Source organism: Trichothermofontia sp. (genome assembly GCF_053493415.1).
The window spans coordinates 1-12,012 of sequence record NZ_JBRCAD010000137.1 but is presented as its reverse complement, the minus strand read 5'-3'; the positions used below and the strand labels follow the sequence as shown (position 1 = coordinate 12,012).

15 protein-coding genes are annotated in these 12,012 nt (G+C 51.4%); 14 read left to right on the top strand and 1 reads right to left on the bottom strand.

The genetic code is table 11. From position 1 onward, the window contains the following. Positions 1 to 673, bottom strand: a 673-nt coding sequence (locus ACWIUF_RS12030) for a MotA/TolQ/ExbB proton channel family protein (RefSeq protein WP_448572628.1), incomplete at its 3' end; no start/stop codon positions are given. A 324-nt stretch (positions 674 to 997) separates the two neighbouring features. Between ACWIUF_RS12030 and ACWIUF_RS12025 the strand changes: the two genes are divergently transcribed. The 14 genes from ACWIUF_RS12025 (at position 998) to ACWIUF_RS11960 (ending at position 11,830) form a co-directional block, all read left to right on the top strand. Further along, complete coding sequence (locus ACWIUF_RS12025) at positions 998 to 1,546, top strand: J domain-containing protein (protein WP_448572626.1); 549 nt, start codon at positions 998 to 1,000, stop codon at positions 1,544 to 1,546. Between the two features lie 68 nt (positions 1,547 to 1,614). Continuing rightward, a complete protein-coding gene (locus ACWIUF_RS12020) occupies positions 1,615 to 1,887 on the top strand; it encodes a DUF3143 domain-containing protein (protein ID WP_448572625.1) in 273 nt (90 codons plus the stop codon). A gap of 434 nt (positions 1,888 to 2,321) precedes the next feature. Then, on the top strand, positions 2,322 to 3,251 hold the full coding sequence (locus tag ACWIUF_RS12015; protein ID WP_448572624.1) for a glycosyltransferase family 2 protein: 930 nt from the start codon (positions 2,322 to 2,324) through the stop codon (positions 3,249 to 3,251). 70 nt (positions 3,252 to 3,321) lie between these two features. Next, positions 3,322 to 4,263 (top strand): cysteine synthase A, encoded by a 942-nt coding sequence (gene cysK, locus ACWIUF_RS12010; protein WP_448572623.1) that lies wholly within the window; start codon positions 3,322 to 3,324, stop codon positions 4,261 to 4,263. Between the two features lie 59 nt (positions 4,264 to 4,322). After that, a complete protein-coding gene (csaB, locus tag ACWIUF_RS12005; RefSeq protein ID WP_448572622.1) occupies positions 4,323 to 5,372 on the top strand; it encodes a polysaccharide pyruvyl transferase CsaB in 1,050 nt (349 codons plus the stop codon). A 347-nt stretch (positions 5,373 to 5,719) separates the two neighbouring features. Next, entirely contained in the window at positions 5,720 to 6,121 is a 402-nt protein-coding gene (locus ACWIUF_RS12000; RefSeq protein ID WP_448572621.1) for a hypothetical protein, read from the top strand. Positions 6,122 to 6,286: 165 nt separating this feature from the next. Beyond that, positions 6,287 to 6,760, top strand: a complete 474-nt coding sequence (locus ACWIUF_RS11995) for a hypothetical protein (RefSeq protein ID WP_448572620.1) — start codon at positions 6,287 to 6,289, stop codon at positions 6,758 to 6,760. Positions 6,761 to 7,236: 476 nt separating this feature from the next. Then, positions 7,237 to 7,512: a hypothetical protein gene (locus tag ACWIUF_RS11990; RefSeq protein ID WP_448572619.1), complete on the top strand. Its 276-nt coding sequence runs from the start codon at positions 7,237 to 7,239 to the stop codon at positions 7,510 to 7,512. Beyond that, on the top strand, positions 7,509 to 7,880 hold the full coding sequence (locus tag ACWIUF_RS11985; RefSeq protein WP_448572617.1) for a clan AA aspartic protease: 372 nt from the start codon (positions 7,509 to 7,511) through the stop codon (positions 7,878 to 7,880). The genes ACWIUF_RS11990 and ACWIUF_RS11985 overlap by 4 nt, the downstream gene beginning before the upstream one ends. A gap of 859 nt (positions 7,881 to 8,739) precedes the next feature. Then, positions 8,740 to 8,946, top strand: coding sequence for a type II toxin-antitoxin system HicB family antitoxin (locus ACWIUF_RS11980; protein ID WP_448572616.1), 207 nt, complete (start codon positions 8,740 to 8,742; stop codon positions 8,944 to 8,946). A 2-nt stretch (positions 8,947 to 8,948) separates the two neighbouring features. Further along, the gene (locus tag ACWIUF_RS11975; RefSeq protein WP_448572615.1) at positions 8,949 to 9,173 is read left to right on the top strand and encodes a type II toxin-antitoxin system HicA family toxin; all 225 of its coding nucleotides are present in this window, start codon (positions 8,949 to 8,951) and stop codon (positions 9,171 to 9,173) included. A 786-nt stretch (positions 9,174 to 9,959) separates the two neighbouring features. Beyond that, complete coding sequence (locus tag ACWIUF_RS11970) at positions 9,960 to 10,163, top strand: DUF6888 family protein (RefSeq protein ID WP_448572614.1); 204 nt, start codon at positions 9,960 to 9,962, stop codon at positions 10,161 to 10,163. Continuing rightward, positions 10,160 to 10,375, top strand: a complete 216-nt coding sequence (locus ACWIUF_RS11965) for a DUF6887 family protein (protein WP_448572612.1) — start codon at positions 10,160 to 10,162, stop codon at positions 10,373 to 10,375. The genes ACWIUF_RS11970 and ACWIUF_RS11965 overlap by 4 nt, the downstream gene beginning before the upstream one ends. A gap of 630 nt (positions 10,376 to 11,005) precedes the next feature. Further along, positions 11,006 to 11,830 carry an REP-associated tyrosine transposase gene (locus ACWIUF_RS11960; RefSeq protein ID WP_448572611.1) on the top strand — a complete coding sequence of 275 codons (825 nt, stop codon included), beginning with the start codon at positions 11,006 to 11,008 and terminating at the stop codon, positions 11,828 to 11,830. The last annotated feature ends 182 nt before the right edge of the window (positions 11,831 to 12,012 follow it).

Genomic DNA, 12,012 nt, shown 5'->3' with positions numbered 1-12,012 from the left:
GGGCAGGATCGGCGTTGGCACGGACGGGGGGTAGGGCTGAGCGTTTGCGGGTGGGCCAATACTGGCGGTAGAGCAATTCCAGTTCGTTACCCGCTTGCCGGAAGATCTTCATCTGGGTAAATAAAAATCCCTGGAATAAGCGGTAGAAGGCAAGGCTGACGATCGCCACCATCAGGCCAGTTGCCGTACTGATCAGGGCTTCGCCAATGCCCAAGGTGACCCCAGCGGTGGAAGCAGTCCCCAAGTCACCCAGACGAATTTTACCCAGGGAGCGGATTAAGCCGACGACGGTTCCCAAGAGGCCCAAGAGGGGGGCCAGGGCAATCACTGCCTCCAGAATTTTATCGCCCCGGCGCATTCCCGCCAGTTCGTCATCGGCGGCAGCTTCCAAGGCGAGCCGAAATAACTCCGGATCGGGTTCCTCCGGCAGACGCAGAGGAGCATAGAGAAAACGGCCAATCGGCTGACTTCTAGCCTCTTGGGCAATGCGGGTAGCTGCTGCCCAGTCATAGCGGGCAGCCTCTAACACGCGGCTTACCACCTGTCGTTCGCCAGTTAGCACACTGCTCCAAAACCACAGTCGCTCTACGATCGCGCTCAACGCCAAAATCGAGAGGAGCAACAGGGGCAGCATGGTAATGCCCCCCTTGTGGAAGATTTCAAGTATGTTCATACGACTTGCCTGCCTTTTCCCGTCCGATTGGCGATCCCTGCGATGACTGGTTAGTTCATCTGGGATACGGCGATCGGTGACGGGCCATCTGACAGATCTTACTCGCAGATCTCAAAAAATGTCGTCCCCACCGCTGGTTCTGCCGGTGGATCAGACAAGACTATCTGCACTTGACGCCTTAAGATCGATAAAATAGTCAGCAATAGGCAGCCTTAGCCCCCTAGGTATCCCGCCGGCGGTATCCAGGGAATAGGCCGCAAGATGCCTGGTCCCATTCAGTACCCCTGATCAGCAATGCGACTTATCCCCTCAGGTTGATTTGCCGTGACGCAGCCACACGCCACCCCCTTCACGCCACCTCCCGTTCGCCTTGCTTCCCTACGGGGCAGCTACTACGATCGCTTGGGGGTGCAGCCATCGGCATCGGTGCAACAAATCCGCCAAGCCTATCGTCGCCTAAGCCGCCAGTACCATCCGGATACCACCGATCTGCCAGCGGCGATCGCGACGGAAAAGTTTAAGCAACTGAATGAAGCCTATGCCACCCTGAGCCAACCCGAACGGCGTCACCAGTATGACGTGAAGATTGGCTATGCCCGGCTGGCTGGGGTGCGTCCCAATGCCCCTGGCGAATGGCGCAGGTCATCTCCTCCCGCGCCGCCCGTTACTACTGCGGTGTATCTCGACCCTGGCCATTCTTCCACAGAGATGGTTCGTGAACGGCCCCTTTCGGCAGGGGAATTATTTGTCCTGTTCGTGCTGCTGTTGACGTTTGGAGGATGCCTGGTGCTGGCGATCGTTGTGGCCCTGACCCGTGAAACCGCGCCGCTGGCGCCGATCGTGCCTGCTATGCTGGGGAGGTTGTTAGTCTAGTCAGGCTGAGTGATTTTTCAGTTGCGACCCGTTTGCCGGTTCCTGTCCCTCTCTCTCGACGATTCGTTATGTCCCTGCCCTCTCCTAACACACCGCTCTACAACCACCCTTTGCCAGCCATTGAACGCTGGTTGATTGCCCAAGGCTGTGAGCAGGATCGCCAAGAACCCCACTGTTGGCAGATTAAGGGACGTGAGTGGGAAGCGAGCCTCTGGCTAGATGTTGAACAAATCACGGTGCGTTACCGGGGTGTCGGTGAGGATCGGCAAGATATTCAGCGATCGTTCAAGTATTCCCTGAGCCGAGAGGATATTGAGGCTGCCATTTTTGCTGGCCCATAAACTAACCGAGTGCAGTAAACATAAAGTTTTGCAATGTTGGTAGTAGCAACTTGAGGCGTTGCAGGCTAAAGCCTGAACTACAAACGTTGCATAATTAATTTATGTGTTGCACTAGTACAGCGTCTAAGCCAAGGATAAGCCGCAGATAAGTGGTCTTGGCCAGAGCCGTCTGTTCGCGCAGCGTCTCCTTATCCCAGTCTGCCGATTTTTCTTCGTCGTTGCTTGTTAATGCAGACTTTGGTGTTAGGCTTGAGGTCGCCATCGTCTAGGTGGGTCAGTGACCCTTGATGATTTAACCCAAAGTCGTGCGGAAGGATGAGGTTTCAGACTCAATTTTTCGATGAGGGATGGTTGGCCGGGGCAGATCCTCTGGGGGTTCGTGGCTTCCCGGTTGTGGCCAGTTGTTGCAGGAGACTTGCGTTGCGATAGGGACCATGCTGGAGGCGATCAAACCAGATTTATCTCAACGGGCGTGCTATAGCGATCCCCCTGGGGATAGCCTATCGGCTTTTTCGGTGGTGATCCCTGTCTTTAACGAAGAAGAAGGGATTACCAGCACCCTCGATCGCCTCCAGGCACAACTCAAGGGGGTCCCCTGCCCCTACGAAATTGTGGTGGTTAATGACGGCTCCACTGATCGCTCTGGGTTGATTCTGCGCGATCGCACGGATATTCGCCTCGTGGAGCATAGTACCAACCTGGGTTACGGGGCGGCGCTGAAAACGGGGATTCGGGTGGCCCAGCATCCTCTGATTGTGATTACCGATGCCGATGGGACGTATCCCAACGATCGTATTCCCGATCTGGTGGCCCAGGCGAGCCAAGCCGATATGGTCGTTGGTGCTCGGATTGGGGCCAATATTCAATACCCGACAATTCGTAAAATTCCCAAGTGGTTTCTGGTGCGGTTTGCCCAGTGGTTGACGAAAACTCGGATTCCCGATCTCAACAGTGGCTTGCGGGTGTTTCGCAAAAGTGTGGTGGAGCGCTTTTTGAGCATCCTGCCCGATACCTTTAGCTTTACGACCACGATTACGATCGCCCTGCTGACAAACCGCTACATCGTGCGCTATGTGCCCATCGACTACTACCCGCGCCTGGGGAAAAGCAAAATCAAGCCGATTCGCGATACCCTGCGATTTATCCAGTTAATCCTGCGCACAGGGATTTACTTTGCCCCCCTGCGTGTCTTTCTCCCGATCGCAGGCATTTTTTATCTCGGCTCCTTGATCACGCTCTACCAGGATATTTTCGATCGGCGCGACCTGACGGAACGGACCCTCATTATGTTTGTCACCGCCACCCAGATCGGGATGTTTGCCCTGCTGGCGGATATGATCGACAAGCGCAGTGAGCGCTTTTAAAGGGTAGCCTCTGGGTTGGGTAGTTTAGAATGAAACGTCTTTATCTTGTTCTTTACAGCCGAGCGAAGCCATGAACATTGCGCAGGATATTACCGAACTGATTGGCCAAACGCCCCTAGTGCGCTTACAGCGGATTCCCCAGGCGGAGGGCTGTGTCGGGCAGATTGTGATGAAGCTGGAGGGGATGAACCCAGCGGCCTCGGTGAAGGACCGCATTGGCCTCAATATGATCCAGGCAGCCGAAGCGGCAGGTGAGATTCAACCCGGTCGGACGGTGTTGATTGAACCCACGTCCGGTAATACGGGGATTGCCCTGGCGATGGTGGCGGCGGTCAAGGGCTATCGCCTGATCCTCACCATGCCAGAAACGATGAGCTTGGAGCGGCGGGCGATGTTGAAAGCCTATGGAGCCGAGCTGGAATTGACACCTGGTGCTGAGGGGATGAAGGGGGCGATCCGACGGGCTGGGGAATTGGCGGCGACGCTGCCCGATGCCTTTATGCTGCAACAGTTTAAGAATCCGGCAAATCCCCAAATTCATCGCGACACCACGGCTGAAGAAATTTGGCGCGATACGGAAGGTCAGGTGGATATTCTCGTTGCGGGGGTGGGCACGGGCGGTACGATTACGGGCATTGCTGAGGTGATCAAGCAACGTAAGCCTAGCTTTCAGGCGATCGCCGTTGAACCACAGGGGAGTGCGGTTTTGTCTGGTTGTGCACCAGGCCCCCACAAGATTCAAGGCATTGGGGCCGGTTTTGTGCCGGATATTCTGCGCACGGACTTAATCGATGAGGTGATCACGGTGGCAGATGAGGACGCGATCGCCTATGGTCGCCGTCTGGCACGGGAGGAAGGGTTGTTGTCGGGGCTATCCTCTGGGGCTAACCTCTGGGCTGCGATCACGGTTGCTAAGCGCCCTGAAAATGCGGGCAAGTTGATTGTGGCAATCCAGCCCAGCTTTGGTGAACGCTATCTCAGTACGGTCCTTTTCCAAATGCCCGATGCCTAGATCTGACTGCCAACCAGGGTTTGGGGGGCAAGAACGGTCAGTTAACCAGGGGTAGGGCAATGCGAGCGGTGTTGTGTGGGTATTACGGTCAGGGGAATGGAGGCGATGAGGCGTTGCTGGCGACGCTGTTGCAGATGTTGCCGCCGTCGGTGACGCCGGTGGTGCTGTCGGGGAATCCCCAGGAAACCCGCGATCGCTATGGGGTGGAGGCGTGTCCGCGTAAACGCACGGGGGCGGTGTTGCAGGCCCTGCGGCAGGCGGATGCGTTTATCTGGGGGGGCGGCAGTTTGATGCAGGATGCGACGAGTGCGCTGAGTCCGCTGTACTATGCGGGGCTGATGGGGCTGGCGCAACGGCTGGGGCTGGTGACGATCGCGTGGGCGCAGGGGATTGGGCCGTTGGAGCGATCGTTGACGCGGTGGTTGACGCACCAAACGTTTGCAGGCTGTACGGCGGTGAGTGTGCGGGATGCGGCATCGGCGCAGTTGCTTCAGGATTGGCAGATTCCCTGTACGCTGGCCCCGGACCCGGTGTGGGTGTTGCAGGCGGTGCCAATGGATTTAGCAGATTTACCCCGGCCTCGGATTGCGGTCAGTTTGCGGCCCCATCGATCGCTCACGCCCGATCGGCTTCAGGTGTTGACCCAGGCGTTGATGGCGGTGCAACGGGAAACTTCGGCGGCGATCGTGTTGGTGCCGTTTCAACCGATCCAGGATCAGGCGATCGCGCTGCAAATTCAAGCGCAACTGCCGGGTGTCAGTCGGCTCATCACCTGGGACGATCCGCGCCAATTGGTGGGCCTATTTCAAGAGGTCGATTTAGCAATTTCAATGAGGTTTCACGGGTTGGTGATGGCGGCGGCAGCAGGCTCTCGGTGTCTGGCGCTTAGCTATGACCCCAAGGTTAGCCAGTTGATGCAGGAGCTATCGTTACCCGGTTGGGAGTTGGCCCAGTTACCAGCGTCGAGTGAGGCGATTCGCGATCGGTGTTTAGCAGTGTTGGCGCAGGGATCGGGGTTAGATGCAGTGGTGATTGAGGGGTGGCGCGATCGGGCCTTGCTCCATCAGGAGTTATTAGTCTCTACACTGACTGGCAGATCGTCAATATGATTCACGAGCATACTGGCATTGCTGGTTATAGTCATAGCCTTTGCCAGAGTCAATCTTGCTAAAGATATTAAGAATTCTCAGGTCCTAAGCCTCGCTCATTCTTAGTGCAGCATCATTGTTGTATAGAAATATTACAAGTTCTTGTCAAAGAAGAAAATCACGACATGCGAGAATGAGAAGCAGGTGGATTTTATAGAAGCTTGCAAAACCTTAGGAAATTAATTCTCGCTCTAAAAAAAGGAGCTACTGTATGATTAAGAATTCCTTTTCCTTTGTAGTTTTAGAATTAGAACCTAACATGCAGCATTATAGCTCAACTCCAACCGCTTCTTGAAAGGGGAGGAAAAATGAATCGCTCACTGGTATTGCTATTTGCACTTCTAGCCGCGCTTGCTGGGTGTAACAAGAGTCAAGAATATTCTGGATTCTCAGGAGGCTTACTGAATTGGGACAGCGGCAGGCTAACAACTGCTAAAGCACAAAGAGCCTTGGATAAGTGGATTGGTAATGCTGGGGAAGTAACCGTCATAGGTATCCAAGAATTACCCCAAGAGAATGCTGCTAAGGTAGATATTAGCTTCAGTAACATCAAAACAAAATCAGAGATTTTGGGAGAAAGAAATTATTCAGGACCCGGCTTTGCGACTTTTTCTCGCTATAATGATGGGAGATGGTTTCTTGTAGGAGTGTCTACTTCGCAAGGCTTTGACAGCGTATGGTGGAGTGGTATCAGCGTTGAGGCTCGTTAAGATAGCAGTGTTAAAGATTGCTTAAGTAGGTATTTTTCTTATCGCGCCGTGCATAAACAGCTTGAACCCGACTGCAAATAGCGTTGCTTTCATGAGCTAAACATAGAAAGTCTAATTTTGTCGAAAGTCTAATTTTGTCGTTAATAAATCTTGACATTAGAGTAGATGAGCAAATTTTCTTCTTTAATCCTTGGTAGTTGCATTCTACTTGGGGTAATATCAGCTTCTGAAGCTCAGCCTATTTTACTAGCTCAGTCACCATCAATTGCTTCGAGAGTGGCATTTTTGAATGGTACTTGGGAAGGTAGTTATACTTGTCGCCAAGGATTAACTAAGCTTGAGTTAGTCATTGAGGCAAAAAGCACCACAGATATTGATGCCGTTTTTTTGTTTTCTGCACATCCTCAAAATCCAGGTGTTCCATCTGGTCGATTTAGAATGCAAGGTACTTTAGAGATATTTAATTCCCCATATATACCTGATTTGTTAGATTTGAAGGCTACAACGTGGATTAATCAACCTTCAGGTTATGGCACTGTTGATCTCCGTGGTGATGTTTCCTCATCTAGACGAAGGATTACTGGCAATGTTGTAACTCCTGGCTGTTCTACGTTTGATGTAGTTAAGCGCGAGTTCTAGACAGCCACCTAACAAGCGTGTGCATACGGAGCAGAGGCATATGCTATGTGTAATGATCAAAATTTAATGCCGTTCGGTAACGCGCAGGCCATTAGACTTCTGCACTACGAGAGTAGTATGCTGCTAGTTATTGGCCATCGAAAGAGTATTGGCAGTAAGATCGCTCCCGTGATGAACTGCGATCGTGTCAGTTGTAAGCGTGCGATCGCTATCTTGTTGTGCGATCGCTCATTGCTTTAGACCGGGGTGATAACAGAAGAAGTATGATTTTCCCTGCTTGCGCTGACTAACAGTGCGGTAGGTGCGATCGTGCTTAATGCGGTGATGGGAGATGCGATCGGCCAAGCCTCGTAGATTGCTTTGACAAAAGGAAACCCAAAGCAATGCTTGTTTATTCTCTGGCCTTACTCCAGCGATCGCCATTTCTATCGTACAGGATAAAATGGAGGAGCCGAGTTGAAATCGAGGTCAAGCCTATGACAGTTCGACAACCTCGCTATAGCAAAGAGGAATTTGCACGACGAGGTCATGAGATTTATGAAGCCCAAGTGCGTCCCCAAGTCGAAGCAGGTAATTACGGCAAGATTGTCGCGATCGACATTGAAACTGGGGCATTTGAAGTGGCTGATACACCGATAGAAGCAGTCGATCGACTTTATGAACGTGAACCGGATGCCCAACCCTGGGTAATTCGGATTGGACATCAAGCAGTCTTCCGTTTTGGCAGTCGCAGCCTGAGAAAGCCCGTATGATGTTCGGTGTGGTCAATAATAGTTGTGAAGCAACCATCAAAGTTGCAGTAGGTCGTATCAGTTCACCCAAAACTACCTTTGATGCGGTCATTGATACAGGATTCACCAGCTTTCTGTCTTTACCGCTTTCAATCATCACAGATCTTGAATTACCTTGGTATTACCGCGATATTGGTACATTAGGCGATGGGAGCGAAGTCGTTTTTGAGATATACAAGGCGGCTGTCATTTGGGATGGCCAGAACCAAATTATTGATGTAGTAGCTTCTGATACAGATCCATTAGTAGGAATGGGTTTGCTGTATGGGTTTAAGCTTCAGATTGAAGCTGTTGAGGGCGGCACCGTTATGATTGAAGCCTTGCAGTAGAGCAAGATAATCAGTGAGGCTTGGTCTAAGAACTCCCCTGTACACCAACTGTCCAGAGGCGATCTGTTGTGATGCAGCGGCGATCTGATGCCGGGTGATGGGCAACGGTTAGGCTGCTGTGGCATGGGCCTATTGTGGGGTTGGCTACTGGTCACCGAAAGAGCATTATCGGTACGATCGCTCCTGTGGTGAACCGCGATCGTGTCAGTTGTAAGCGAGAGATCGTCATCTTGTTGTGCGATCGCTCATGGCTTTAGACCAGGTTGATAACAGAAAAAGTATGATTTTCCCTCGCTTGCGCTGACTAACAGTGCGGTAGGTGCGATCGTGCTTAAGGCGGTGATGGGAGACGCGATCGACTAAGCCTCGTAGGTTGCTTTGACAAAAGGAAACCCAACCAATGCTTGTTTGTTCTCTGCTCTGACCTTACCTCAGCGATCGGTGTTTGGCGGTATTAGCGCAGGGGTCGGGGTTAGAGCCAGTGGTGATTGAGGGGTGGTGCGATCTAGCCCTACTCCATCAGGAGTTCTTGGCCAATCTGCTGAATAGCGCCAGCAATATTTAGCAATCGCTATCAATTATTGCTTAAAAGGATCATTAACTGCCTGGACTCCTGAATGAATCCTTGATTGTGGAACTCATCGTTAAAGTCCAACTTTGAACAGGTCGCTCGACCTTCAGGAGTTTTTCCACTCACCTTAACCCTCTTTTATCACTTCGGGGAGAGTAAAATCGTTCCAGCATCGAGGAAAACTGATCAGCTATGCTTTCTGTCGCACCTGATCATAAGCTAGTCTGATGCAACCTAGTAACGGCTTGTGGCTATACTATAGTCACGAGTCTAGTGTATGGAGGAAATATGAAGTTCAATGTAACGCTCGATCGTGATGAAGATGGTGCATGGATCGCAGAGTGCCCTAGCATTCCGGGTTGTGTCAGTCAAGGTCAGACTAAAGAAGAAGCACTAGAGAATATCAAAGATGCCATAGCCGCCTGTTTACAAGTTCGGGCAGATCGCGGCTTGCCACTGACTATAGAAACTCGCCAAGTTGAGGTTGTGGCTTAGTTATGGCATCCGTGCTTCCTGTTCTCAGTGGGCGTGAAGTCGTTCGTGCGTTTGAGGCATTTGGCTGGGAGGTTGCGCGTCAAAGCGGAAGTCATATCATCCTGGTTAAGGAAGGAGAAATCGCTACACTATCTATCCCTGAACATCGTGAAGTAGCAAAGGGAACACTGCGAAGTTTGATTCGTACTGCGGGACTGACAGTCAGCGAGTTTGTTTCCGCAATTTGATATATAGGTTGTAACCTAACAACCGTTTTGCAGCAGACTATTTAGAGAGATTGGTTGTGATGTAACAGTTACTTGTTGCCGCTGAACACGACCGTTAGACTACTGTGGCATGGGTCTATTGTGGGGTTGGCTACTGGTCACCGAAAGAGCGTTGTCAGTACGATCGCTCCTGTGATGAACCACGATCGTGTTAGTTGTAAGCGAGCGATCACTATCTTGTTGTGCGATCGCGGTATTTCTATTTCATTATATATTTCCCGGTAGGGGCAGGTTTCCCAGAATCTCTGCTGCCTACAGACAACCTAGATAAACCTGCCCTCTAAATGTGGATTGCCTAACCCTAATGGGCGGGTTCATAGAGGTTCTTGGTTTCCAGGCAAGATTTAAGTGCAACCCGCCCCTACGCCATTGATTTCCATCATGATTGAACGGTAGGGGCAGGTTTGCAAGCATCTATGCTGCCCACAGATAATCTAAATAAACCTGCCCTCTGGATGTCGATCGCCTAACCCCAATGGGCGGGTTCATAGAGATTATTGGTTTCCAGCCAAGATTTAAGCGCAACCCGCCCCTACATCCTGATCCCATTGACGTATGTTTTCCCCCAGTTCATAAAGGGATTCTGGTGCAAAGTCAACTCCATTTGGTCATTCGATGGTGGAAATTACGCAGGTGGCAGAACGGTTTGCGTTGGCGAATTGTTTCAACCCGGAGATTGCAGCCTGACAATTTGAGTTCCGGTAGCAAGGGAAATGACGATTTTGAACGTGATAAAATGAAGGATAGTTGATTTCCTGGATTGGAGAAGCAGCAATTTTACCAACGAGTGAGCAGGGATTAGCTTGTATTCGCGTGTGTCAAATGTTGTCGAGCTACTACCGCAATGTCGAGCTATTTCGCTTTAATGAGCGATCGGGCGATATTTATATTTTTGCGAGCGAGGAGTTGCAAATTCTCATTCCCCAGGATGGTCGATGGAGGTTTGTATGAAACCAGATTATAGCGCGATGACTCAGGCGGAACTGCGGGCCTATTGTTTGGCGCATCGGGAGGATTTGGAGGCGCTGGAGGCGTTTTTCGCCCGTCGCAGTCCGGATGCGGAGGCAACCTGGTTTTCGGTGCCGAAGACGGAGGCGGAATGGCAACAGCAGTTAGAGGTTGTCAGGCCAATTTTGGAACATCATCAATCAGAAAATCAGTAGAAAAATTCAAAATTCAAAATTCAGCCTGATTGAACGGTAGGGGCAGGTTTGCCAGAATCTATGCTGTCTACAGACAACCTCGATAAACCTGCCCTCTAGATGTGGATTGCCTAACCCTAATGGGCGGGTTCATAGAGGTTCTTGGTTTGCAGGCGAGATTTAAGTGCAACCCACCCCTACGCCAAAACCCAAAAACCGGTGGTGCCAGGTAACGAACGGAAATTGTGCAGGTGGCGGAGCGATTCGTGTTGGCGAATTGTTTCAACTCGGAAATTGCGGCCTGACAATTTGAACGCTAGACAGACAGGCATTCGGTAGGGGCAGGTTCACCGGCAATCTGGATAGCTCACCGATAATCTACATAAACCTGCCCCCTAGATGTAATTCGCCTACCGACAATCTCAATAAACCTGCCCCCTGGAATGTGGCCTAACCCTAATGGGCGGGTTTACAGAGGTTATTGGTTGCCAGGCAAGATTTAAGTACAACCCGCCCCTACGTCAGGATTTCGGTGATTGAACGGTAGGGGCAGGTTCGCCAGCATCTATGCTGCCCACAGATAATCTAAATAAACCTGCCCCCTGGATAAAGATTCTGACGCAATTCGACCCTGCGTTAGGCTGAATATTTATGCCTCGGAAACGACGTGATCTGCAACCTGGTTATTGTTATCACATTACAGTGCGATGCAATAACCGTGAATTTCGGCTGACGCGCCTAGAATGTCGAGAGGTCCTGTTATTCGCGATTAAGCAATGCCAGCAGCAATACAAATTTAAGCTCTATGGCCTGTGCATTATGAGCAACCATGTGCATTATTTGATCGAGCCGAAAGAGACCAATCAGTTACCCAAGATCATGCATCTGATCAACTGGTACACGGCGATGAGCTTTAACCAGATGTTGAACCGGACGGGGCACTTTTGGGAAAAACGCTATCACAGTACGGGGTTTCCGGTGAGTGATAAGCGGCGGGCGTTGAATACGTTGCGCTATATCCATGCGAACCCGAAGGCCGCCGGGATACAGTCAGGATTTTTCAATGACTTCAGTAACTATGGCACCTATGATCGCCTGACCAATGATGGCCTGACGATCTGGCATCCAGCCTTTTTGGCGTTAGCCCCAACCTTGGAGGCTTGTGCAGCAGCCTATCGTCGGTTTTGCCAGAAATATCGACCCCAACCGAAACCAGAGGTCCGGAAGCATTGGGGCAGTCAGCGGCTAGCAGGGTTGAAGCCCAAACCCCAGACCCAGCGCCACAGCCCCGGTCAACAGCGCCTCCCGTGGGCTAGTTGGGAGGCCCCGGCAGCAGAAATTGTGGAAGTGGCCCGCCGCTTTGTATTGGCCAATGCCCTCAATCCGCTCATAGCTGCTCGTCAATTTGTGGACCCCATAGAGCCAGATGAACTGGGGGATAACGCGGAGGGGGAACCCCCAGATGAACCGGATTGAGCTTTTTTAGTTTTGGTGGCAGTACCAGGTAAGGACAAAAATACAAGGGGTTAAAACGCTTGGTTTTGCGTTGTTTGGGACTCTGTAATATTAATTAACAAAAGCCCAAAGGCGTTACAGCCTACAATTTACAAGTCTGGACGCGAGAGAAGGAAGAGACACCCCCGCCCGCCCACAACTCC

Coding starts and splice junctions, on each gene's coding strand:
- ACWIUF_RS12020 (WP_448572625.1), top strand. CDS start 1,615: ATGTCCCTGCCCTCTCCTAACACACCGCTCTACAACCACCCTTTGCCA.
- ACWIUF_RS12015 (WP_448572624.1), top strand. CDS start 2,322: ATGCTGGAGGCGATCAAACCAGATTTATCTCAACGGGCGTGCTATAGC.
- cysK (WP_448572623.1), top strand. CDS start 3,322: ATGAACATTGCGCAGGATATTACCGAACTGATTGGCCAAACGCCCCTA.
- csaB (WP_448572622.1), top strand. CDS start 4,323: ATGCGAGCGGTGTTGTGTGGGTATTACGGTCAGGGGAATGGAGGCGAT.
- ACWIUF_RS12000 (WP_448572621.1), top strand. CDS start 5,720: ATGAATCGCTCACTGGTATTGCTATTTGCACTTCTAGCCGCGCTTGCT.
- ACWIUF_RS11995 (WP_448572620.1), top strand. CDS start 6,287: ATGAGCAAATTTTCTTCTTTAATCCTTGGTAGTTGCATTCTACTTGGG.
- ACWIUF_RS11990 (WP_448572619.1), top strand. CDS start 7,237: ATGACAGTTCGACAACCTCGCTATAGCAAAGAGGAATTTGCACGACGA.
- ACWIUF_RS11985 (WP_448572617.1), top strand. CDS start 7,509: ATGATGTTCGGTGTGGTCAATAATAGTTGTGAAGCAACCATCAAAGTT.
- ACWIUF_RS11980 (WP_448572616.1), top strand. CDS start 8,740: ATGAAGTTCAATGTAACGCTCGATCGTGATGAAGATGGTGCATGGATC.
- ACWIUF_RS11975 (WP_448572615.1), top strand. CDS start 8,949: ATGGCATCCGTGCTTCCTGTTCTCAGTGGGCGTGAAGTCGTTCGTGCG.
- ACWIUF_RS11965 (WP_448572612.1), top strand. CDS start 10,160: ATGAAACCAGATTATAGCGCGATGACTCAGGCGGAACTGCGGGCCTAT.
- ACWIUF_RS11960 (WP_448572611.1), top strand. CDS start 11,006: ATGCCTCGGAAACGACGTGATCTGCAACCTGGTTATTGTTATCACATT.